Source organism: Enterobacter genomosp. S, from assembly GCF_001631805.1.
Classification (GTDB): domain Bacteria; phylum Pseudomonadota; class Gammaproteobacteria; order Enterobacterales; family Enterobacteriaceae; genus Enterobacter; species Enterobacter quasihormaechei.
Map to the genome: position 1 here is coordinate 363572 of NZ_LVVA01000018.1, position 21619 is coordinate 385190.

At 49.2% G+C, this 21619-nt stretch carries 23 protein-coding genes and 1 tRNA gene; 11 read left to right on the forward strand and 13 right to left on the reverse strand.

Annotated elements, in window-relative coordinates; genetic code table 11:
- Positions 1-35: 35 nt before the first annotated feature.
- Together A3466_RS12660 and fosA are read right to left on the reverse strand one after the other, a co-directional pair.
- Positions 36-881 carry a hypothetical protein gene (locus A3466_RS12660; RefSeq protein WP_239005667.1) on the reverse strand — a complete coding sequence of 282 codons (846 nt, stop codon included), beginning with the start codon at positions 879-881 and terminating at the stop codon, positions 36-38.
- A 385-nt stretch (positions 882-1266) separates the two neighbouring features.
- Positions 1267-1683, reverse strand: a complete 417-nt coding sequence (gene fosA, locus A3466_RS12665; protein ID WP_063450840.1) for a FosA/FosA2 family fosfomycin resistance glutathione transferase — start codon at positions 1681-1683, stop codon at positions 1267-1269.
- A 199-nt stretch (positions 1684-1882) separates the two neighbouring features.
- Here fosA and trpS point away from each other — a divergent pair, with 199 nt between their 5' ends.
- The 5 genes from trpS (at position 1883) to A3466_RS12690 (ending at position 5055) form a co-directional block, all read left to right on the forward strand.
- Entirely contained in the window at positions 1883-2884 is a 1002-nt protein-coding gene (gene trpS / locus A3466_RS12670; protein WP_063450841.1) for a tryptophan--tRNA ligase, read from the forward strand.
- Positions 2885-3063: 179 nt separating this feature from the next.
- Complete coding sequence (locus A3466_RS12675) at positions 3064-3747, forward strand: hypothetical protein (protein ID WP_063450842.1); 684 nt, start codon at positions 3064-3066, stop codon at positions 3745-3747.
- Positions 3740-4087: a hypothetical protein gene (locus A3466_RS12680; protein WP_047364002.1), complete on the forward strand. Its 348-nt coding sequence runs from the start codon at positions 3740-3742 to the stop codon at positions 4085-4087. The genes A3466_RS12675 and A3466_RS12680 overlap by 8 nt, the downstream gene beginning before the upstream one ends.
- Before the next feature lie 2 nt (positions 4088-4089).
- Positions 4090-4569 carry an Hcp family type VI secretion system effector gene (locus A3466_RS12685; protein WP_063450843.1) on the forward strand — a complete coding sequence of 160 codons (480 nt, stop codon included), beginning with the start codon at positions 4090-4092 and terminating at the stop codon, positions 4567-4569.
- A 114-nt stretch (positions 4570-4683) separates the two neighbouring features.
- Positions 4684-5055 (forward strand): hypothetical protein, encoded by a 372-nt coding sequence (locus tag A3466_RS12690; RefSeq protein WP_047364124.1) that lies wholly within the window; start codon positions 4684-4686, stop codon positions 5053-5055.
- 74 nt (positions 5056-5129) lie between these two features.
- Here A3466_RS12690 and A3466_RS22410 read toward each other — a convergent pair whose 3' ends face one another.
- Complete coding sequence (locus A3466_RS22410; protein WP_074161018.1) at positions 5130-5603, reverse strand: SymE family type I addiction module toxin; 474 nt, start codon at positions 5601-5603, stop codon at positions 5130-5132.
- 457 nt (positions 5604-6060) lie between these two features.
- Here A3466_RS22410 and A3466_RS12700 point away from each other — a divergent pair, with 457 nt between their 5' ends.
- Positions 6061-7074: an HNH endonuclease domain-containing protein gene (locus A3466_RS12700; protein WP_063450844.1), complete on the forward strand. Its 1014-nt coding sequence runs from the start codon at positions 6061-6063 to the stop codon at positions 7072-7074.
- Positions 7074-7658: a class I SAM-dependent methyltransferase gene (locus A3466_RS12705; RefSeq protein ID WP_063450845.1), complete on the forward strand. Its 585-nt coding sequence runs from the start codon at positions 7074-7076 to the stop codon at positions 7656-7658. Before A3466_RS12700 ends, A3466_RS12705 begins: the two co-directional genes overlap by 1 nt.
- Before the next feature lie 37 nt (positions 7659-7695).
- Here the strand turns inward: A3466_RS12705 and A3466_RS12710 are convergent, their stop codons facing one another.
- Positions 7696-8130: a hypothetical protein gene (locus A3466_RS12710; RefSeq protein WP_063450846.1), complete on the reverse strand. Its 435-nt coding sequence runs from the start codon at positions 8128-8130 to the stop codon at positions 7696-7698.
- Positions 8127-8828, reverse strand: a complete 702-nt coding sequence (locus A3466_RS12715) for a hypothetical protein (RefSeq protein WP_063450847.1) — start codon at positions 8826-8828, stop codon at positions 8127-8129. Before A3466_RS12715 ends, A3466_RS12710 begins: the two co-directional genes overlap by 4 nt.
- Before the next feature lie 198 nt (positions 8829-9026).
- On the opposite strand from A3466_RS12715, the gene A3466_RS12720 reads away from it, so the two are divergent.
- Entirely contained in the window at positions 9027-9947 is a 921-nt protein-coding gene (locus A3466_RS12720) for a COG2958 family protein (RefSeq protein ID WP_063450848.1), read from the forward strand.
- Between the two features lie 111 nt (positions 9948-10058).
- Here A3466_RS12720 and A3466_RS12725 read toward each other — a convergent pair whose 3' ends face one another.
- The 8 genes from A3466_RS12725 to rraB all read right to left on the reverse strand — a co-directional run bounded on the left by A3466_RS12725 (position 10059) and on the right by rraB (position 19812).
- Positions 10059-13157 (reverse strand): HsdR family type I site-specific deoxyribonuclease, encoded by a 3099-nt coding sequence (locus A3466_RS12725; protein ID WP_063450849.1) that lies wholly within the window; start codon positions 13155-13157, stop codon positions 10059-10061.
- 23 nt (positions 13158-13180) lie between these two features.
- Positions 13181-14371 (reverse strand): AAA family ATPase, encoded by a 1191-nt coding sequence (locus A3466_RS12730; protein WP_063450850.1) that lies wholly within the window; start codon positions 14369-14371, stop codon positions 13181-13183.
- Position 14372: 1 nt separating this feature from the next.
- Positions 14373-15620 (reverse strand): restriction endonuclease subunit S, encoded by a 1248-nt coding sequence (locus A3466_RS12735; RefSeq protein ID WP_063450851.1) that lies wholly within the window; start codon positions 15618-15620, stop codon positions 14373-14375.
- On the reverse strand, positions 15617-17173 hold the full coding sequence (locus tag A3466_RS12740; protein WP_063450852.1) for a type I restriction-modification system subunit M: 1557 nt from the start codon (positions 17171-17173) through the stop codon (positions 15617-15619). The genes A3466_RS12735 and A3466_RS12740 overlap by 4 nt, the downstream gene beginning before the upstream one ends.
- A gap of 464 nt (positions 17174-17637) precedes the next feature.
- Positions 17638-17722 (reverse strand) — tRNA-Leu (locus tag A3466_RS12745).
- A 106-nt stretch (positions 17723-17828) separates the two neighbouring features.
- Positions 17829-18551, reverse strand: a complete 723-nt coding sequence (locus A3466_RS12750) for a hypothetical protein (protein ID WP_063450853.1) — start codon at positions 18549-18551, stop codon at positions 17829-17831.
- 30 nt (positions 18552-18581) lie between these two features.
- On the reverse strand, positions 18582-19340 hold the full coding sequence (gene miaE, locus A3466_RS12755; RefSeq protein WP_063450854.1) for a tRNA isopentenyl-2-thiomethyl-A-37 hydroxylase MiaE: 759 nt from the start codon (positions 19338-19340) through the stop codon (positions 18582-18584).
- Positions 19341-19386: 46 nt separating this feature from the next.
- Entirely contained in the window at positions 19387-19812 is a 426-nt protein-coding gene (gene rraB, locus A3466_RS12760) for a ribonuclease E inhibitor RraB (protein WP_017694625.1), read from the reverse strand.
- Positions 19813-19911: 99 nt separating this feature from the next.
- On the opposite strand from rraB, the gene argL reads away from it, so the two are divergent.
- The 3 genes from argL (at position 19912) to A3466_RS12770 (ending at position 21619) form a co-directional block, all read left to right on the forward strand.
- A complete protein-coding gene (gene argL / locus A3466_RS23705) occupies positions 19912-20007 on the forward strand; it encodes a putative translational regulatory protein ArgL (protein ID WP_245167745.1) in 96 nt (31 codons plus the stop codon).
- Positions 19977-20981: an ornithine carbamoyltransferase gene (gene argF / locus A3466_RS12765; protein WP_063450855.1), complete on the forward strand. Its 1005-nt coding sequence runs from the start codon at positions 19977-19979 to the stop codon at positions 20979-20981. Before argL ends, argF begins: the two co-directional genes overlap by 31 nt.
- Before the next feature lie 275 nt (positions 20982-21256).
- On the forward strand, positions 21257-21619 hold the full coding sequence (locus A3466_RS12770; RefSeq protein WP_063450856.1) for a hypothetical protein: 363 nt from the start codon (positions 21257-21259) through the stop codon (positions 21617-21619).

Sequence of the window (21619 nt, forward strand, 5' to 3'; positions counted from 1 at the left end):
GGCTCAACACGCGTCCTGGAAACAGGACGTGACGCTTAATGCTCCATGTAGCGCATGCGCCATTCCGCTATGGTGCGCGGCATTTTGCTGACGTCATTATGCTGCGTGCTGTAGTAATAAAAGGTCAATTTGCCTTTTTCATCGGGAGCAATGCGGGCAGCCCAAATATGGCTGGCGTTATACATAATCATTGCGGTGCGGGTATTGGCCGCCCCGCGAAGCCAGGACGAAATGACCGTGGCGCCAATATTATCGATATCTTTGCGGTATATATACGCATTAGCCGTCTGAATAAATTTCTGATAATCATCCCCCACCAGCGCACGAAATCGTTCGTCCGTTTTCGCATCGGGCAGGATTTGCAGCGAGAGCAGCGTTGCCTTTGGGCGCGGGTCCTTTTCTGACCGGGCGTAAATACCGTCAATAAAGGCGCCGTTGGGCACGGAGAGACTACATCCTCTTTTGCCGCTGCTAAAAGCCTGAAGCGCACCGCTGCTTTCGGGGATCAGCAAGACCTTGCAGCGTTTACTTTCCGCCATATTGTCGATAAGCAGCATGCCGTCGACCTTGCGTGCTTCGGCGGTATAGGTCTCTTTATTCAACCCAGACCAGATACGAATATCAACATTGACCGTCCAGTCGGCGTTGTGGCTGAATTCAATCACCCCGCCGTTCATGTTTGCCGCCAGGGTATTCCACCAGCGCCCCTGCCAGAGAAAGTGCGGAGGGGCTTCGGCCAGCTTGCCGATTCCCGCGAAGTAAGCGCGCTCTATGCAGCTTTCTGACGTGCATTTTTTGAGTGACGTCTGCCATGCCAGATATTCCTGATGAACAACGTGTCCGTCGCGGCGCACCAGCATATCGCGATAGTAAGTTGTCATAATGTTATTAAGCCAGCTGAGATTTTCACTGCTACAAATCGTGTTCTCAAGAGGGGTGGCCGCACGCTGGCAATTAACGGCAAACGCGCTGGTTGCCGTTAATGACGCGATAAGTATGCCTAAAACATTCATGAACTTTATCATAGCGGGTACTTTTTAACCGAAAAAGGGCGGGTATTTTGGCTAAATTGCGCTCACGTTGCAATAAATCAAATTAAATTATTGACGAACTAAATATATAAATAAAACGGTTAATGTAGATTTTTACAATAATAATTTTCAGCAATGTAAAAATTATTTCCTACTTACGTTAAAAATAAAGAAACCCAGTAACGTGAATACCGGGAACAGGTATTTTTGTGCCGGTATTTCATTAATGTTCAGATTATGCGGTAAACACCATGCCCGCGTAGGTCTTCTCGCGACACGCCGCCAGCCGCGCGGCGAGGCTACCCACGTGCAGCTCCAGCTTGTGCCCGTCCGGATCGAGAAAGTAGAACGACGCCCCCTCGCTTTTGTTCTGCTTCCAGACGGTGACGCCCGCCTGCTCAAGCCTTTGCGAGAACGGTTCAAAATCCTCTTCCGCCACGGTAAACGCGTAGTGGGTGTAGTCGCTCTCCTGCGGCGGCACGTACCGGCGCGCCTCGTCGTACGACAGGCAGACCCACAGATCGCCGCAGGTAAGATAGGCCCCGGTATTCCAGCGGGCGTGCAGCGTCAGCCCCAGCAGCTCGTGCCAGAAGCTGATGCTTTTTTGCAGGTCGCTGACCGCGAGGGTCAGGTGGTTGAGAGATTGCAGCATGACGTGCCCTTTTGTTTTTCGCGCCGGACGTGATACGGTAAAGAGATGAACATAAACCACGCCGTCCTCACCGTAAACCGCTGGTGGCTGCCTTCTTAAAGGCGGCACGGAGTAGTTTTCCCCATTTTCAGATAGCCGCCGAAAGGCGGCTTTCACACATCTAAGACCCCTTTCGGCATTACAACGTTAAGGAGTCTTTATGAACGCACCCACCATCCTCACCGGCGACCGCCCAACCGGCCCGCTGCACCTCGGCCATTTCGTCGGATCGCTGCGCCAGCGCGTGGCGCTCCAGCACACGCACAACCAGTTTGTGCTGATTGCCGACCTTCAGGGGCTGACCGACAACGGCAGCAACCCGCAAAAAATTCGCGACAACATCCCCGAAGTGCTGGCCGACTACCTCGCCGCCGGCATCGACCCGAACCTGACCACCATCTGCCTGCAGTCCGCCCTGCCCGCCCTCGCCGAGCTGACGATGCTGTATATGAACATCGTCACCGTCGCCCGCGTGGAGCGTAACCCGACGGTGAAAAACGAGATTGCGCAGAAAGGCTTTGCCCGCTCGCTGCCGGTCGGGTTTATGGCCTACCCCATCAGCCAGGCAGCGGACATCACCGCGTTCAAGGCCGAGTGCGTGCCCGTCGGAGACGACCAGCTTCCGATGATTGAGCAGACCAACGAGATCGTCCACAAGATGAACAGCCTGCTGCCCGCTCCGGTGCTGCGCCACTGCAAGGCGATGCTGAGCGATACCAGCCGCCTGCCCGGCATCGACGGCAGCGCCAAGATGTCGAAATCGCTCGGCAACACGCTGCACCTTTCGGCCAGTGAAGAGACCATTCACCGTGCGGTCAGCGCGATGTACACCGACCCGAACCACCTGAAGGTGAGCGACCCGGGGCAGATTGAGGGGAACGTGGTGTTTACGTATCTCGATGCGTTTCATCCAGACAAGGAGAAAGTGGCGGCGATGAAGGCGCACTATCAGGCGGGCGGGCTGGGCGACCGGACGTGTAAGAACGAGCTGGAGGGATGTTTGCAGGAGCTGATTGCACCGATGCGGGAGCGGCGGGCGATGTATATGCGGGATAAGGGGGAGCTAATGGCGATGCTGAAGCGCGGGACCGAACGGGCGCAGGGGGTGACGCAGGCGACGTTGAGGGAGGTGAAGGTTGGGTTGGGGGTGCCGGTGTTTTGATTAGGTGAGTTGATTGAGGTTGGGCGGTGGAGTGTGATTGACACGTAGCCGCTTTGCCTCTCGATTTAAAATATCGTTTGTTATAAAAATACTTAATTTTCCTTTTAGATAATTTAAATTGCTTTAATTACTTTAATATTACATTGATAAATCCTTTATGACACGCTTAAAGGATTAACATGGCAGATGTAGATAATATATCCTTGAGATTATTCAACATAATCGATTCTCCAGATACAGTCACAGCATTTATAAATGGAGGCTTATCCGTTCCGCTAGATTATGGATATCTGATCTATGGTATCTTTGACACGGAAACAAGGTATGAACGCGAAACGGAAAGAATTAGAATAGCAACCGCAATCATAAAAGACATTTTGAATTACAATAATATCATCAATGCAGCCAAGCAAATATTTAAACTATTCAACAGATATTTAACCGAGGCTGAGCAAGATAAGGTTTATAGACCAGCAGCTTCTTCAATACTGGGTAGAGTATCAACAAATATTATAGCAGCCACTATTGCGAAACGTGTTATTGAAAGAACGTCTTTTACATTTGTGGTTTTCAAAGGCAAATTAAATCCAATAACAGGACTGAGTACACTCCTTTTGTTTGGAGGAATGGCAGAACGCTCAATCAGAACATCTGCCAGGCTTAAAGCAGAAGCACCGGAGATATACGAACTTCTCAGACCCCGAGACTACGACCTACTCTACTTTCTCTTTGCTGATGCCGTCCAACCTTTCGTAGATGCTATCCATGCAGGTTACTCAGAAGGAAAACCTGTCTTTAATCAGATCATAAACAAACTTAATGAAAAACTTAATGCCAAACGTACGGTAGGCTCGTATGAGTAAATTCATTATTCCTATTATAAACCTACTTCTTTGTTCATATTTAGTCTTATTATATATCCTTAGCTGGGTAGAATTTGACAACTGGCATGATAAAACAATCGCCTTTTGCATCATTACCCTAAGCGCCTACATTATTTCATTAGTAATGAATAAATTACTACCAGGCAAGATACATATTTTTGGCGGGATCCTGGATGTGTTATCAGGTCCCTTACTGATCATCGGTGCATTTGCTTGTATAGCTGTCCTTGAACCATGGCCGCTGAAAATTATTGGCTTGTTCATATGGGTCGTGGCGATGTTGCACCTACCTTCTTTTGTAAAAATAGATGAGGAATAATCATGTCAAATCCAGCATATCTTTGGTTAACCGATGCTAATGGCTCACCCGTCGTAGGAAGTTCTATGGTGTCCGGCAGGTTAGGCGCTATTGAATTAAAGGCGGTCGCTCATCACCTCACCATTCCTGTGAGTGGAAATACAGGCCGACTAACAGGTACCCGCGTACATACACCGATTGCCGTTCAGAAAGAGTTTGATAAAACAACACCGGTTCTCATCAGGGCACTGTGTGAAAACCAAACGCTAAAATCGGCTACGATCAAAATGTATCAAATTGATGATGCTGGAATCGAGAGAGAATATTTCAACATTATCCTGGAGAATGTAAAAATCACGGGTATTACGCCCAATCTGTTCCCGGGTTCTGGAACAGGAACGCATACAGAGACAATCGAGCTAAGATATGAGGCAATCACCTGGAAACACTGTGACGGGAATATAGTTTACAGAGATGCCTGGAATCATATGGCGATAGCCTGAACCGACTTTAAAATTTCTCGGGCCGGGGTAACGCTGTTCTTGTCGGTCCGACCAAGCGGAACGTCGCCGGGAAGCGCTGGCGATTATTTCTACCGCTTAAAGGAGAGCATCATGATGGAACCCACACTCTCTCAGGTCATTGAGGTTGTTCGAAACTCCTCAGGTGAGCATCGTAAACCTATCGATAGCAATACGTTGATTGAGGCCGATTTGCATATTTGCGGTATGGACGGCGAAGACCTACTGGAAGACTGCGAAGAAGCTTTTGGCGTTCAGCTTGCCACGGAAGAAGATGGCTATATGAAAACGTTCTCTCTCGCAGAAAATGAGTATCTGTTTACAGGTGAAGGTATAGACTTTTTTGGCATCTGTCGGTTTATCCGCTGGGTACGTGGCATACCCGAACCTGTTATACGCGATTTAACCGTCGGCGAACTTCACGCTGTGCTGGTTAAGGCTGTGAAAGAGCAGGTAAAGCACGAGTGATTTTTACTTACAACGGGCATGGGATGACATGCCCGTTTTATTGCTTCACGGATTACATTGGATGGGAAGCACAGTTACTCCAATATCACCTGCCCTGTTCCACGCTTAACAGTCGGTATATCACCGGTATCATTCAGCGCTCCCGGAAAGGTCTTCAGCCACTGTGCGACTTTCTGTTTATTGATATTCACCACGCTCATCCCTTCCAGGCATCCCCATAATTCTCTTGTATGCTGGGGCGTAATGACAATGCAGTCTTTCATGGCGCGGATTTTCACGGGCATGCCGTTGATAAAGCCCGCACGGGTTAGCCAGTCACCGCCCAGAAGAAGGTATTTCATGTCTATGCGTGCATAGAGTTCGCAGCAGGCGGCACTGTCCTGCGGCGTTTCCGCGCGGGGATGGACGGGCGCCGCATTAGGCGGGTTGCCGTGAAGTCGGCGGGCGCTGTTTTTGCGTACCAACTCGCGGTTTTCAATCATGCCGGTGAAAGCGTCTGATTCTGTTTTGCAAACACTAAACTCTGGCTTAAAATTCGTCGCAGCCATATACAACTCCTTACTAGTTGGTTGTGGTTAGCGGTATGGGGGTGTTGCAGCACCTTCATATCGCGAATTCTCGCTTAAATTCTCTTTGATACTTCCTTTGCCGTTCGGCGTAATTTCTGGTGCTCATTATACAGGGCTGAATATAAATACAGCGGTTTTGGGTGGGGTAAATTTGAAATTTGCGAGGGGGATTCAGGAAATAACGGTAGGTATTTTTTAATTCGAGAAACAACAACGCTTCGGCCTGGAAATCACTTCAACTCCCCTTTTCCAGATACCTGTTCGTTCGCAAACCTGACGCTAATGCCGCATCGGTTGCCGCTACACCTTCCTCTCAGACCTCGCAAAATTCACCAAACCTATAGATTAACGATTTACATCACCCTGATTTTGTTATGTGATCCTGTTACAGGCTTTAGTGACGCCCTGCCCAGCCAACCGTAACAGGACTTCATCGATGGAATTTTATCAGGCCGATCCGACGCTTGAGAACTACTGGCGTGGTGTGATCCTCTTTGGAAGGAACGTCGCATCTTACAAATTTGCGCTGGCGTCAGCATTGTATGAAGTGGATAAGACGGGCAGCGATTTGATAACGCTCGACCAGCTTGCCGTTCCGTTCAGCCGCTATCTTTGCGAGCACCTGAAGCATGCGCCAAAACAGATCACCTCTCGCAGCAGCCAATTTCTGGAAACCTGCCTGAAGTTCAACAGAGGCGAAATCACCCACGCCCAGCTCATTGAAGCGACGGTGCGCCTTGGCTTTAACAACGTGATCGATGCCTTTCATTACGTGAACCAGGGCGAGATCGATAAACGTTTTTTCCTTGATGAGCGCAAAACCCACAACGGGATCCGCCTGACGGATAACTTCTTTAAACTGGGCGAACGCCTTCAGTATAAAAACCTCGCCTTTGAAACCAATGCCCGCTGGAACCTGGTGGAACAGGCCTGGTCGATGGGGATATCGCGTAACCTTGTGGGCGTGGAGTTTGACGAAGATAATCAGCTGTTGTTCACAAGGGTGAACGCACGGCGCGTAGACATCACCAGCTGTCGCGACAGCCTGAATGGTTACCAGAAAGGACGGTGTTTTTACTGCTTTAAACCCATCAGTCTGGTAACGGGAGACGCAGAACTGGCGGACGTCGACCACTTTATTCCCTGGGCTGCCCGCCAGGAAGTGAGCAATATTAACGGCGTATGGAACTTAGTGCTGGCCTGTCGATGTTGTAACCGTGGCGTTGAAGGCAAGTCTGCACGCATTCCCGAGCTCAGGCTCCTGCAACGGTTACACACCCGCAATGAGTATTTTATTCAGAGCAAACTGCCGTTACATGAGACGATTGTTCTACAGACAGGGCAACGTCCTGAAGCACGGAAAAGCTTTCTCCAGCGCAACTGGCAGGCCGCGCTGGACAAACTTATCCATACCTGGAAACCCAACGCGGAAGGCGAGGCAACGTTTTAATGACACTTCACTACTACCAGAACCACGCACAGGAATTCTTCGATGGCACGGTCAATGTCGATATGACCCCGCTTTACGCGGCCTTCACCCAACATCTGCCTAACGGTGGCCGTGTTCTGGATGCGGGCTGCGGTTCAGGACGAGACGCAAAAGCCTTTCATGAGATGGGTTATCAGGTGGATGCTTTTGATGCCTCTTCCGCGATGGTGGAGCTGGCAAGGCAACATACCGGGCTACCCGTGCAGCTGATGACATTTTCAGAGATCGACGGTAAAGCGCAGTACGATGGGATCTGGTGCTGTGCATCTTTGCTGCATGTCCCCTCTTCTGAGTTACCTGCCGTGATGCAGAAGCTTGCGGATGCGCTTAAGCCTGGCGGCGTCTGGTACGTGTCCTTTAAGTATGGCAACGGTGAGCGCTTGCAAGGTGAAAGACGGTTTACGGATCTGGATGAAGAGGGGTTGCAGGAGTTACTGAAGGCGGTTCCGGGGATAGAGATAGCATCGCTGTGGGCGACTGAGGATAACCGCCCGGACAGGTATGAGACATGGCTGAATGGGGTATTACGAAAAAACGCCGCTTGATCATCAGGCGGTGCTAATCGACACGGAGTAAGTGAGTTCAGTAATTCTTCACTTTGGTCAGCTCAACTTCACCCATAGCGGCATTAAAGTACAGATAAAAAATATCCCCTTTTACCTGATCGGGTTTTGACCAGATTTCCTTATCCCCCAGGCGACGCTTTTCCTTTGTGTATCCCAGCGTTTCGAGATACGCGCGCAACGGTGCAGCCCCGGTAGCCCCTTTAAAAAAGATGCTATTTGAAGGGGCATAACCATCGCCTGGATGCGCCTCGAAATAGTAATCGTGCGTGATACGCGGGGCGTTTTCAATGTCCTTATCTGTCAGCGTGTGGTAGTGGAAAAAGTCATTTTCTGTGTAAACCGTCGTTTCATCCGAACCCGATGCCACGAGCCAGACAAACAGCCATCCAAGGATAAAGACGGTGGTAACCGAGAGTGCACACCACTTCAGAACTTTTAAAAGGATTTTCATGGCTTAGTCCCCATGAATGAGAGCGATGTCCCATCGTTTGTAATGACCTTAACCACTCCGGATGTGAAATCATCCCACGGCCGAAGCCATGTCATAAAATGCGGAAGACTGACCTTATACGGCTTGTGCCGCACGCACTGGTCCTGCGGATCAGGAAAGAGAATCGGACGGAAGCCACGATTTTTATGGGAACCGATAGCGCCGTAATAATCCCAGCGGCGAACGGCTGATGCATAGCTCACGGGCTTGAGACGATAGCCGTACCGGCCAGGAAGAATTGCGCGATAGAACCCGAACAGATCAGATACCAAATCCTCGCCGCTAAAGCCGCTGTCCGTATACCAGGAGAACGATCGCAGGCTTTGTAGGCCTTCGAATCTGGACGCGGTGTTAATCATCATCGCAAGCATGATTCTGTTAATGTCGTCAGTACTCCTGCCACGCTTGATTTCCCAATGAGAGAACTTCCCGACGCCGAACCGCGATTTGAATTTTAAGACGCCCATATCTTGCCGATACATGACGGAATAAGATGGCTTACCGCTACGCTCTCCCTCAACAAATTGACGTTTGAGCGCCACCACGTCATTGCCACGGGCATGTCCCATATCAAGCCAGCCTAACGCCTCGGTGTAGACAATTCCTCTGTCGAGAACGTCAAAGAGTGCCCCATCCTTTATCTCTCTTCTGGTGCTCATGCTTACATCTCCCTATGTAGTCTAACTGGCTATGTTATAGACGATTTTTAATTCAGTCCAGCCAACTGGTAGAAAGGGAAATCGATGCTTTATGTCTGTAATTCTGAAAGGTAAACTGGGTTCATTCACAAGAGCTGTAAATCACGCATCGCTTAAAAGCTGATACGCAAAGCCGTGCGTACATACGCAGGAAGGCATATGACAAGTCGTCCCCAGATGATAATCAACGTGTTACAGGCTAATCCCGGCCAGCAGTTCACTGCCCGTCAACTGGCGCAGAAAATCATTGATCACTACAGCGCAGAACTGGCTGAAAAACGTAAAAATCCACGTTTTGCCAGCGATGAAGCTTTTTTAAGCCAAATTACTGCTGAAGTTGGTGGCAGTCGAACAGTTAAAGCGAAAGCTATGTGTCCACAGGTGATGACGCGTGATAAGCCAAGACCACGGTTGTTTTATTGGGGGGAGTCTGTGGTTGAACTGCCGGATGGTAATGTCGCCCCCGAACCAACAGTTGAAACTGTTAGCTTTACCGAGCATTCGTTGTATCCGATCCTGATTGATTACCTCTCGCAGGAAGAAGGGCTACTGTGCCGCCGTATTGACGAAAAGCGCTCAAGCAACAACAAAGGGTTGGGGGGCAACCATTGGCTTTATCCCGATATTGTCGCATTGGAGCCTCTTGATAAAGAGTGGGATGATGTAGTTCAAAACTGTGTTCGCCATAGTGAAGGGCGTTTGACAAGGCTGTGGTCTTTTGAGGTTAAAAAGCAGCTAAACCGTAGCAATGTGCGTGAATGTTTCTTCCAGGCGGTCAGCAATTCCAGTTGGGCGCATTTCGGCTATCTAGTGGCGACTGAAATTAACGAAGATAAACAACGTAGTGTGGAGCGTGAACTTCAGATGCTCTGTGCGTTGCACGGTATTGGTGTGATCCTTCTGGATCCAAATGATTTCTCTAATAGCCAGACGTTGATCCCAGCGCGTGAACGTACCAGCGTAGACTGGCAGTCAGTGAACCGTCTGGTGGAAGAGAATCGGGATTTTAAAGATTTTATTGAGCTGGTGGGGGAATATCTTCAGACAGGGAAAATCCATAAAACACTTTGGAATAAATAGTAACTGTATAGATTATTATCAGTTATAAGCTGATACATATAAGAATGGCAAATCCTTTAAAGGGCTTGCCATTCTGTTCAACCCACAACTTTGTATCATGAGTTGAAGTATCTATATTTTCCCACCCACTCCTTTAAATTTTTCAACAAACGCTGCGATTTTTTGGAAAACGCTTTGCTTTTTTGTGAGGTATTCGGGATTTAGTGGGCTCATTTTGGGCAAAACAGCATTGAGCTCTGTGCCATTGTCGCTGGCAAACTCTCGTTTGAGAGAAGTGGTAATATAACGTTTAGCTGCCTCTTCATTCAGACTTTCGGATCCAATTAACTCTTGTGCTTCGCGCAGTTGTTCTACCCGTGCAAAAGCAAAGAAGGCATCTATAATACTGGCCTTGTCATTAATTTTGTCTAAGTCGGTTTGATTAATAAAATCAACGACTAAACTTTCTTTAGCTCGACTCCCAAGGCTGGCACGTATTAACCGACGAACTTCATCAATTAAGCCTGCTTTACTTTTATTCTTACGGTTGTGTTCAAAAATCAGCTCGAGAATATAATCAAGATTAATTTCTTGCGACTTCAGTAAATCTATTTCGAAGACAACGTCATCCCAATCAATAATCGATTTTTCTTTTTCAGCGGTAGATTTTTCCCGACGCAGCCAATCGCGAACATCGTTATAAGTTGAACGGTAGTCCTGAACTTTCCGTTCAGACGGCATTTTAATCGTTTGCAGCATCGCCAGATCCTCATCGCTTAAATAATGCAGGGCCTTGAAATCCTCAACTGCTTCAGGATCATTGATGTTAATGTTCTGCAAGGCCTTAAGGCTGGCAAACTCATCGTAGTTTTGCAGCACGTTCTCAACGCGTAAATACTCGCCGAAGAGTTTCACAAAGGCTTTTTTGTCGGACTCTTTCTCAATGGCAGAAGGATCGGGAAAGCGTTGCTCTAACTCCCTTACCACATCCACAAAACCACGTCTTGCCTCACCGGTGACCACATCGGTAAAGCCTTCCATATACTCCTCGTAGCTTTTCTCGAGCACTACGTTCTTGGTGTTTTTATCGCCAAACAAGGTGATGGCGTCAATTGTCGCTTGCTCCAGATCACGGAAGGTAACGATATTGCCAAAGGTTTTGGTTGCGTCAAAAATACGGTTGGTACGTGAATAGGCTTGCATCAAACCGTGATAGCGCAGGTTTTTATCCACAAACAAGGTGTTCAGTGTCGGTGCATCAAACCCGGTCAGGAACATACCGACCACAATCAGCAAATCGATCTCCTTAGCCTTAACTTGCTTGGCTAGATCGCGGTAATAGTTTTGAAACCCCTTGCTTTCCACGCTGAAGTTGGTTTTGAACAGCGCGTTGTAGTCAGCTATGGCGGCACTTAAAAACTCTTTGGCACTACTATTCATTGCCGATACGTCAAAACTTTCATCCAGAATATCGCCTACGGCATCCTGCTCCTCATTGGCTACAAAAGAGAATATGGTGGCGATTTTTAGCGGCTTATCACTGTCTTTTTGCAAGTATTTGAATGATTCGTAATACAGCTTGGCGGCTTCCACGCTGCTCACGGCAAACATCGCATTAAACCCTTTTGCCCCTGCGTGCAAGCGATGCGTTTTTTGCCTAAAGTTATTCAGGATGTACTGCGAAATTTCTTTTATTCGGATCGGATGCAATAAGGCTTGCCTGTTTTCCGCCGCGTTGAGTTTTTTTTCGTCCTGTTCGCTTTCAATGGCTTTGAAATGTGGGCGCACATCGTTGTAGTCCACTTTAAACTTGAGCACCTTTTCATCTCGAATCGCATCGGTGATCACATAAGAATGCAACTCTCGACCAAACACGCTGGCAGTGGTGTCTGCTCCCAGAGCGTTTTGCGGAAAAATCGGCGTGCCAGTAAAGCCGAACTGATAGAACTTCTTAAACTTTTTCTTTAAGTTCTTTTGGGCTTCACCAAACTGGCTACGGTGACATTCATCAAAGATAAACACCACTTGTTTGTTGTAAATGGGCAGGTCGTTTTCGCTCTTCATCAGGTTATTGAGCTTCTGGATGGTGGTAACGATGATTTTGTTGTCATCTTTATCCAGATTGCGCTTGAGTCCTGCGGTGCTGTCAGAGCCGTTCACACTATCCGGCGAAAAACGCTGGTACTCCTTCATTGTCTGGTAATCCAGATCCTTGCGATCCACCACGAAGAAAACCTTGTCGATGAACTCCAGCTCAGTGGCTAAGCGCGCCGCTTTGAAGCTGGTCAGGGTTTTACCAGAACCTGTGGTGTGCCAGATATAACCGCCGCTTTCCGTGTTGCTCCAATTTTTGGCCTGATAAGCGCTGTTGATCTTCCACAAGATGCGCTCAGTAGCGGCAATCTGATAAGGGCGCATCACCAGTAGTGCATCGCTCACATCAAACACCGAATAATGCAGCAGCACATTGAGCAGGGTGTCCTTCTGGAAAAAGGTTGCAGTAAAGTCCTTGAGGTCTTTCAGCAAGCTGTTATCAGCCTTCGCCCAGTTCATGGTGAAGTCGAAGCTATTTTTGTTGCGCTGGGTGGTATTGGCAAAATAACGGCTATCGGTGCCGTTGGAAATCACAAAAAGCTGCAAATACTTGAACAAGGAATGTTCGCTGTTAAAACTCTCTTTACTGTAGCGGTGCACCTGATTAAAGGCTTCGCGGATCGCCACGCCGCGCTTTTTCAGTTCCACCTGCACCAGCGGCAAGCCATTCACCAGAATGGTGACATCATAACGATTGGCATGACTGCCCTGTTGCTCAAACTGCTTGATCACCTGAACTTTATTGCGGGCAATGTTTTTTTTGTCTACTAGGTAGATGTTCTGGATATGACCATCGTCAAACACAAAATCATGGATATAGTCGTTGTGAATTTTGCGGGTTTTATCGACGATACCATCGCTTGGCTTGTCCAGCCAGGTCTCCACAAACCGCATCCACTCACCGTCAGCAAACTGCATGTTGTTCAGGGTCTGCAACTGCTCACGCACGTTGGCCAGCAGCTCCTCAGGCGTATTTAAACCAGGCTCATACTCATAGCCCTGATTGTGCAAATCCTGAATGAACTCTCGTTCCAGGTCACCTTCGCTCTGGTAGCTTTCATTAAGTTGCCATGCCCTGGCGTATCTATCGAGAACGATAAAGCTATTTGATTCGGCAACAGCCTTGTATTCGTACATGCTTTACCCCTAAATCTTTTTCTTTAGTTTTCAGCCTGCTGAAAGCGATACATCATATTGATTTCATTAACCAGATACCGCAAAACACGCTTGTCGTCTTCAGTGAGATCGGCCACTTCTTCGCCCGCATGTTTCGAGTGGCTGGAGATATTAATAATCCGTGCCTCATACGGATTGGTTGTTCCGTCATCAGTTTTTGGCAACAGATCGCCCCATTTCTTATAGCCAAGAAACGTGGAGGTTTTTTCCAGAATGTTTCTTAAAAAATTAAAGTGATACTTGCTCAACTGACCACTCTCGATGGCTTTTTCGAGTTCTGATTTCAAATAAAGATGATATGAGAATGGCGAATCATTGGGCTGCTGGACTAATTGAAATGTGCCATCGTCAAGCCGGGCCATCCGATACTTATCAAGACATTTTTTCTTGTAACCACCGTCATCACTGTTGAGCTCATTATGCAGAACGTTATAAAAAAGCGGATTGTGCGTGGTGATGATGAATTTAACATCAGAATTGTTTGACTTGATCAGTTGGGCCAAATCTACGGCCAATTCAATCAAATGGTTCTCATCCAGTGAACTTACCGGGTCGTCAATAAAGATATATTCCAATTGGTCAAATGCATTGGTTTCACGCTCGGAAGGCTCAGCAACATTGAGAATGTCAATCACCTGCTCAATCAGCGTATAGAAAATACTCCAGATGAAATTGCTTTCCTCGCCTTTAGAGATTTTCAGATTTCCGGAATGTTCATCGTCACCGCGTTCAAGGGAAAAAGTCACTTCAGTAAAAGCCTTTACAGCGATCTCTTTGCCATCTTTGCCTTTGACTTTATATTCTTCATTGAATCGTGGGGTTAACTTCTCATTAGCATAGCGCTGAAAGTTGGTGATAATGTTTCGATCTTGCCCTTGATCTTTCAGCACCCAATCAGTAAACGAATTGGGCTGGATCCTTAGCCTAGGCTCGGCATCCTGTTCCAGGTCGTTGTCCCAATAGAATAAATCTTCGGTAAAAGCGTTATAATACAGGAATTTATTGCGTGACAACTCAGATTGTTCGACTTCATCCCCCTCATTCCTGAGGGCAACAAGCTGCTTAAACTTTCGCGACAGGCGTGTTTTCCCCGTGCCATTAAAGGCATAGATCAACTGTACCTTTTTATTGGCGTCTTTAAGCTGCTGGGCGATTTCTGCTAGCGTCTTGCTCATATTAGGCCGCTACCTCTTCAGACTTGGGAAAGCTCAACAGCAAATCGCGGTAATACTCATATTGTTTTTGCCGTAATGCGATTTCCCGTGGCAAACCCTCACTGATGGAATTAGTCAGGGCATCGAATTTGTCCAGTATGGCGACGATGCGGGCTTGTTCGGCAAGCGATTTTTCAGCGTCGTCTGGGTAGGGAATTGGAAGCTTGAAATTTCTTATGATGCTAGAGTTAAGGTCGCCTCTAGCCCCCTGTCCAAGAGCCTTAATATTTTCATAGTTAAAGCTAACCCAATGGAATACATATCGATATAGCGCCTTTGTGCTATCTATTTCCAAGCAACCGCAGTGCTGATTGGTTGTTAAGGGTATTTTATTTACCGCAGATCTGCCCGCTGTTGCTCCGGAAATCGCGATTATTACGCAGTTTTCGGGAATCCACTTGGCTGCTGAATTTTTCAGCGCAGAAGGGGTTATCTTAACTTCTGTTTCTTCAATGTCAGAAAACTTAACCTCTTGGGTTCTTAGCCATGGTATCTCCCCATTCTCGTAATATTCTGGTGTTCCGGCTGTGGGCGTTCCACCCGAGTACCATTTCTTAGTTACCTCCCCTAATGTCTGCCACTCCACATCTCTATTTTCAAAACTTAACAACTGGTCGCGATAGTAGTTGTATTGTTTTTTACGGGCTGTAAGCTCGGCTGTAAGCTCGGCTGTAAGCTCGGCTGTAAGAGAGGTAAAAGTGTCCAGAATACGGACGATTTCGCTCTGGATTTCGAGCGATTTTTTGGGATTTTCAGGGCATGGAATGGGGATTTTGAACTTATCAGTATCAGGCGTTGCAATTTGCGGCATTTGCATCTTGTTGCCAATACTCTGAAAATGGGGTTCATTCAATTTCAGAAAATGATAAACATACTTTATATGGACTCCGTCATTATTTGAATGATACGACCACATTTCGCTTTTATGGGAGAATGGTTTGTCATAATACTCGAATTCAATAATGCCACGAGATTTGACAATAATAGATGGTTTCCTATTTACATCTTTCGCAGGTATATCGTCAAAATCGACAGATGCAACAGTCCTACCGCCCGCAAAGATTTTAAGTGGTGCGCCATCTTTGTGTAACTCTTTCATCTGACCAGCGGTAATCTTTGTGCCCTTGGTACGAACAAGCACTTTGCCCAAAGGTTTCCACTCTACTTTAATGCCATCCAGCAGCTTTTCCATAAAGCTCATCTCGCTCATGCCTTCAGCTCCTTACCTTCAATCTCCGCCACAATCACATCAATCTCCGCCCGCAACTGGTCGATCTTGGTGGCAGTGATTTTCAGCTCGGCATTGAGTGTAGTGATATCGACTACTTCGCGGCTGTCCTTGGCTTCGACATAGCTACTTACCGACAGATTGTAATCTTTGGCCTTAATGTCTTCAAAATTTACCGATTTAGCAAAATGGTCAACCTCAGCCTTGCTATCAAACACCTGCATGATTTGCTCAATATGCTTCTCAGTGAGCGTGTTGTTATTGGTTTCCTTCTTAAACAGCCCGCTGGCATCAATAAACTGGGTGGTCATGTCGGTTTTGTGTTTGGACAGCACCAGAATATTGACGGCGATGGTGGTGCCAAAGAACAGGTTGGGCGCGAGTGAAATCACGGTTTCAATGTAGTTATTATCCACCAGATATTGGCGAATTTTCTGCTCGGCACCACCCCGGTAAAAAATGCCGGGAAAGCAAACAATGGCTGCGCGGCCTTTGCTGGAAAGGTAACTGAGCGCATGCAGCACAAAGGCAAAGTCGGCTTTGGATTTTGGCGCTAACACACCTGCTGGGGCAAAACGGTCATCGTTGATCAGGGTGGGATCGTCTGAGCCTATCCATTTCACCGAGTAAGGTGGGTTGGAGACGATGGCATCAAACGGTTTGTCATCGCCAAAATGCGGATTACGCAGCGTATCACCGAGCTGGATATTGAACTTGTCGTAGTTGATGTTGTGCAAGAACATGTTCATCCGCGCCAGGTTGTAGGTGGTGTGGTTGAGTTCCTGTCCCCAAAAACCGTCTTCAATAATGTGGGCGTCAAAGTGTTTTTTGGCTTGCAGCAGCAGCGAGCCAGAACCACACGCCGGGTCATAAATCTTGTTGACGCTGGTTTGCTTGTGCATGGCCAGTTGCGCAATCAGCCTGGACACGTGTTGCGGGGTAAAAAACTCACCGCCGGATTTGCCTGCGTTGGCGGCGTAGTTGGAGATAAGAAACTCGTAAGCATCACCGAAAAGATCGATGTGGCTACCCTCAAAATCGCCAAAATCTAATTCTGCCACCCCTTTGAGCACTGCCGCCAGGCGTGTATTCTTGTCTTTTACCGTATTGCCGAGCCGGTTACTGGTGGTGTCAAAATCAGCAAACAATCCCTTGATATCGTTCTCTGAAGGGTATCCGCTGGCTGACATTTCAATAGCCGAGAAGATGTCAGCCAAATCGGTGTTTAATTTTTCGTTAGTACTAGCACCTGCGGCGATGTTAACAAACAAATCATCTGGGTAAATGAAATAGCCTTTGGTTTTAATGGCGTCGTCTTTGATTTCCGGGGTAATGACGCTCCGGGGGAGTGTTGCATACTTGACGCTGTCATCACCCCCTTCAATGTATTTGGCAAAATTCTCGCTGATGAAGCGGTAAAACAGAGCGCCTAAAACGTATTGTTTAAAATCCCAGCCATCCACTGCACCGCGTACATCATTGGCAATCTGCCAGATCTGGCGTTGCAGTGCGGCGCGTTGTTGGGTGCTTGTCATGGTAAAACTCCGGTTTTAAAACATTTTTGATAGCCATAGGCTCATAATTAGCCCTGCATTATAACGATTAAAGAAGTACTAATCATAGCGAATCGCCACTAATTAGTTGGCCCTGATTAACTGGGAATGGGGCTGCCCGACTCCCGACAATACTCCAACAATTATGGTGTTCGCTATTGTAGAGCTCATCCTATAACCAGATCTAAAGCCAATTCCCACAGCTAATTAGCTCTCCGAACGAACCTTCACATCACTCAGAGCCACGATGAACATCTTTTCAAGGGTTCTGTGTGGGTAGAAATATTATCAAACTGCAATATACCAACAGTTGTACCCGCATCAGTAAGTTGATGTAGAGTGAATCAAGTTGACTTAGGTTGATTGATAAAGCGGGGAAATCCCAGCAGACTCTGAATTCCAGACACAAAAAAAGCCGCCCTTAAGCGACTTTGATTTGCATCTTTTGGTGCCGAAGGCCGGACTCGAACCGGCACGTATTTCTACGGTTGATTTTGAATCAACTGCGTCTACCGATTTCGCCACTTCGGCACTGAAGGGGATGCGGAAACGTTGTGGATTATACCTGTCGCGCGCCGCCATGCAAGCGACGACGCGCGAAACCCGCGCTAAGTGCCCAAAAAACCAGCGCCCTTCGTCACTCCAGCTCAGACACCGCCAGACGAATCACCCCTGCCGCCTTCTGCTCCGGCAGCGCCAGCACCTTCGCCCACATCGCCTGCACCATATCGCAGGAGAGCTTTTCCTTGCCTTCCGCCTTCTCCGGCATCTGCAACAGCTGGATGTCCTCGCCGTACTTATCGGCAAGCGCCTTCATAATGGGCCGCACGTCCTCGACAGCCGCCTCACGCTCGGCCTGGGTCACGGTGTGGCGGTTTTTGCCGTAGGCCGCGCGCATCATGTCGGCATCGGCCTGCATGCGCCGGGTCATCAGGTCTTTATCCAGCATGCGCATCGGGTTGATGCCGCCCTTCACCATCGGGTAGAGGAAGCGGAAGCAGGCGTCGTCGCTCACCTTCTGGATGGCGGCGGTCTGCTCCATGTTGATGGTCATGTAGTTCACCACGTTGGCGTCCGGGGCATTTTGCAGGCGCGTCATCTGTAAATGCAGGATCTGCGGCTGGATGGTGTCGATAATGTGCTGCTCCGGCTCGCCGGCCTTTTGCAGGGCGGCCATCTGGTCGAGGATGCGCTGATGCAGCACAGGCTCCTGCTCCTTGATCACCTGCCAGGCGGGCATCGCGTTAAGGGCGGCATCCATCTGCTGTTCCGGAGCGCGCTGCCTGTCGAAGAACACCCAGAACGCCACGGCGGCAGCCGCGACAACAACAATGACCGTACTGATCCACGTTTTTTTCATCTCGCATCCTTATCCTTGCGTTATGCCGGTTTACACCGGCACGCCGCTGTGGAAGCGAAACTCGTTGTCCGGTGTCGAAATAAGTGTGGCTTCAATTTCGCCAAAAAGCTGTATGCGCGGTGAGATATCGTCGTCGCTTACCTGCTGGGCCAGCGTCAGGTAATCCTGATAGTGGCGCGCTTCCGAGCGCAGCAGCGAGAGATAGAACTTCTGCAAATCATCGTCGAGGAACGGGGCCAGCGCGGCGAAGCGTTCGCAGGAGCGGGCTTCGATGTAGGCGCCGCAGATGAGCTTGTCGATCAGCGTCAGCGGTTCGTGAGTGCGCACTTCCTTCAGCATCCCTTTGGCGTAGCGGCTGGCGGTGATTTTAACGTACGGAATGTCGCGCGCCAGCATCGCTTCGCGCACCTGCCAGAAGTGGTGCAGCTCCTCTTTAATCAGCAGCACCATGCTGTCGATGAGCGCCTGGCCCCACGGGTCGTCGGTTTTGGGCATTACGCTTTTGCCAATCTGCCTGTGCAGGGCGATGAAGTCCGGCTCCGGGCCGTCGCGGAAGGTGAACTGTTCGTAGGGTTTGAGCCAGTCGAGCAGCGCGTCGGCACCGCTTTCGTCGGCGACGTATTTACGCACCAGCAGCAGCGCGGTCTGGGCGGCCTTGAGCTCGCACACCATGTGGTCGGTGAGCAGCAGCGACAGGTTCGACGGGTCGCGGGCTTTATCAATCCATGCTTGCGGGGTCGGGCACTGGAGGAAGTTGAGTACGGGGGCGAGTATCTGCGGGTAATCCATGGTTCTGCCTTGAAAAAGCGGTGGCGCGCGCCACCGCCTGAATCACTTAGTGACGCACGCCGTCGTCGTCTTCGTCGACATAATCTTCGTCGTCGCCTTCTTCGCCGTCTTCACCGTTCGGATCTTCGAAGTAGGTTCCCCAGCCGTCGTATTCCACCTCAAACTTCTCGGCCAGGTTCATCAGCTGTTCGACCTGCGCGTCGATCAGCTCCGCCTTCAGCGCGCCTTCGCTCAGGATGTCGCAGCAGATGACGGTGTCGCCCTCTTCCACTTCCAGCTCTTCCGGCTCGGTCACTTCGTAACCCAGCTTGAAGGCTTCCACGGCCATTTTTTCCAGCGCTTCAAAGTCGTCCGCAGAGAAATGGTGTTCGATGGTGTACAGCGCGTCCGGATCGCTACCGTCTTCCAGCAGTTCTTCAATAATCAGGCGCGTCTCTTCGCGTTGCTCTTCCAGTAATTCCGGGTTTGCCATGGCTCAATCCTCTTTAAAGTGCGGCAGATACTTCTATTTTCACACACGGACGGGTTTGCCTCCACCTTTGTTGGAAAGATTTGTGAAACGGGGTTGCAAATGAATAATTACACATATAAAGTGAATTTTAATTCAGTAATTGGCGTTTGCCATGCGAGGATAAAATGGCCGATTTGTACAAGAAACACTTTCTGAAATTGCTCGACTTTACCCCTGCACAGTTCACTTCTCTGCTGACCCTTGCCGCACAGCTCAAGGCCGATAAGAAAAATGGCAAGGAAGTACAGAAACTTACCGGTAAAAATATCGCGCTCATCTTCGAAAAAGACTCGACCCGTACCCGTTGCTCTTTCGAAGTTGCCGCATTTGACCAGGGCGCGCGCGTCACGTATTTAGGGCCGAGCGGCAGCCAGATTGGGCATAAAGAGTCAATTAAGGACACCGCGCGGGTTCTCGGGCGGATGTACGACGGCATTCAGTATCGCGGCCACGGCCAGGACGTCGTCGAAACGCTGGCGCAGTATGCGGGCGTGCCGGTGTGGAACGGGCTGACCAACGAGTTCCACCCGACCCAGCTGCTGGCGGACCTGCTGACCATGCAGGAGCACCTGCCGGGCAAGGCGTTTAACGAGATGACGCTGGTCTACGCGGGCGACGCGCGCAACAACATGGGCAACTCGATGCTGGAAGCGGCGGCGCTGACCGGGCTGGATCTGCGCCTGGTGGCCCCGAAAGCCTGCTGGCCGGAAGAGAGCCTGGTGGCGGAGTGCAGCGCGCTGGCGGAGAAGCACGGCGGCAAAATCACCCTGACGGAAGACGTGGCGGCGGGCGTGAAGGGCGCGGACTTTATCTATACCGACGTCTGGGTGTCGATGGGCGAAGCCAAAGAGAAGTGGGCGGAGCGTATTGCGCTGCTGCGGGGGTATCAGGTGAACGCGCAGATGATGGCGCTGACCGGCAACCCGAACGTGAAGTTCCTGCACTGTCTGCCCGCGTTCCATGACGACCAGACCACGCTCGGCAAGCAGATGGCGAAGGAGTTCGACCTGCACGGCGGGATGGAGGTGACGGACGAGGTGTTTGAGTCGGCGGCGAGCATTGTGTTTGACCAGGCGGAAAACCGGATGCATACGATTAAGGCGGTGATGGTGGCGACGCTTGGGGAGTGATTGGGTCCTCTGCGGTCTGGTGCCCTCACCCCGGCCCTCTCCCACAGGGAGAGGGAGAAAACCCTAAAAACGACAATAGCGTTATGGTCTGGCAGAAAAATATTTTACTGCCGCTTTCTCAGCCAGGCATTAACCATAATAGATATTTATATTTTTATTAACCATTATTTACTGAGTGGATAATGGTTAATATCAGGTCATTATCAATTACAAAACACCGTATATTATCGGCGTAATATTTCCTTATTGCTGCATTTCGTTAATAAGGATTATTTATGTCATGGAATAAGCATGAAGCTGTGTCGTATGCCCGCAGCCACGCACATCATAAAAGTACCGGTTACTGCGCCCGCGCCGTTGATGCAGCTATCCGCGCCGGAGGACTGAAGATTGATGGCGCTGATGCAAAAAACTTCTGGCGTTCTCTTGAGAAGGCAGGATTCAGTAAAGTGTATGGCACCCCTATTGAGGGTGATGTTGCAGTCATTGACGCATTACCTGGAGCGCATCAGAACGGGCATGCTTGTATCTACGACGGATCGGGTACCTGGTATTCAGACTTTAAACAGAATAGCCTTTATCCCGGCCAGACATATCGGAAGATACAGCCCAAAATCACTCTTTACAGGCACTATTGA

Bases quoted from the DNA above. Each gene is read 5' to 3' on its own strand.
- A3466_RS12700 (WP_063450844.1), top strand. From the start codon at position 6,061: ATGGAATTTTATCAGGCCGATCCGACGCTTGAGAACTACTGGCGTGGT.
- A3466_RS12690 (WP_047364124.1), top strand. From the start codon at position 4,684: ATGGAACCCACACTCTCTCAGGTCATTGAGGTTGTTCGAAACTCCTCA.
- trpS (WP_063450841.1), top strand. From the start codon at position 1,883: ATGAACGCACCCACCATCCTCACCGGCGACCGCCCAACCGGCCCGCTG.
- A3466_RS12715 (WP_063450847.1), bottom strand. From the start codon at position 8,828: ATGAGCACCAGAAGAGAGATAAAGGATGGGGCACTCTTTGACGTTCTC.
- argF (WP_063450855.1), top strand. From the start codon at position 19,977: ATGGCCGATTTGTACAAGAAACACTTTCTGAAATTGCTCGACTTTACC.
- A3466_RS12705 (WP_063450845.1), top strand. From the start codon at position 7,074: ATGACACTTCACTACTACCAGAACCACGCACAGGAATTCTTCGATGGC.
- A3466_RS12750 (WP_063450853.1), bottom strand. From the start codon at position 18,551: ATGAAAAAAACGTGGATCAGTACGGTCATTGTTGTTGTCGCGGCTGCC.
- argL (WP_245167745.1), top strand. From the start codon at position 19,912: ATGAATAATTACACATATAAAGTGAATTTTAATTCAGTAATTGGCGTT.
- A3466_RS12730 (WP_063450850.1), bottom strand. From the start codon at position 14,371: ATGAGCAAGACGCTAGCAGAAATCGCCCAGCAGCTTAAAGACGCCAAT.
- A3466_RS12675 (WP_063450842.1), top strand. From the start codon at position 3,064: ATGGCAGATGTAGATAATATATCCTTGAGATTATTCAACATAATCGAT.
- A3466_RS12720 (WP_063450848.1), top strand. From the start codon at position 9,027: ATGACAAGTCGTCCCCAGATGATAATCAACGTGTTACAGGCTAATCCC.
- A3466_RS12725 (WP_063450849.1), bottom strand. From the start codon at position 13,157: ATGTACGAATACAAGGCTGTTGCCGAATCAAATAGCTTTATCGTTCTC.
- fosA (WP_063450840.1), bottom strand. From the start codon at position 1,683: ATGCTGCAATCTCTCAACCACCTGACCCTCGCGGTCAGCGACCTGCAA.
- A3466_RS12660 (WP_239005667.1), bottom strand. From the start codon at position 881: ATGACAACTTACTATCGCGATATGCTGGTGCGCCGCGACGGACACGTT.
- A3466_RS12685 (WP_063450843.1), top strand. From the start codon at position 4,090: ATGTCAAATCCAGCATATCTTTGGTTAACCGATGCTAATGGCTCACCC.
- A3466_RS12740 (WP_063450852.1), bottom strand. From the start codon at position 17,173: ATGACAAGCACCCAACAACGCGCCGCACTGCAACGCCAGATCTGGCAG.
- A3466_RS12735 (WP_063450851.1), bottom strand. From the start codon at position 15,620: ATGAGCGAGATGAGCTTTATGGAAAAGCTGCTGGATGGCATTAAAGTA.
- A3466_RS12710 (WP_063450846.1), bottom strand. From the start codon at position 8,130: ATGAAAATCCTTTTAAAAGTTCTGAAGTGGTGTGCACTCTCGGTTACC.
- miaE (WP_063450854.1), bottom strand. From the start codon at position 19,340: ATGGATTACCCGCAGATACTCGCCCCCGTACTCAACTTCCTCCAGTGC.
- A3466_RS22410 (WP_074161018.1), bottom strand. From the start codon at position 5,603: ATGGCTGCGACGAATTTTAAGCCAGAGTTTAGTGTTTGCAAAACAGAA.
- A3466_RS12680 (WP_047364002.1), top strand. From the start codon at position 3,740: ATGAGTAAATTCATTATTCCTATTATAAACCTACTTCTTTGTTCATAT.
- A3466_RS12770 (WP_063450856.1), top strand. From the start codon at position 21,257: ATGTCATGGAATAAGCATGAAGCTGTGTCGTATGCCCGCAGCCACGCA.
- rraB (WP_017694625.1), bottom strand. From the start codon at position 19,812: ATGGCAAACCCGGAATTACTGGAAGAGCAACGCGAAGAGACGCGCCTG.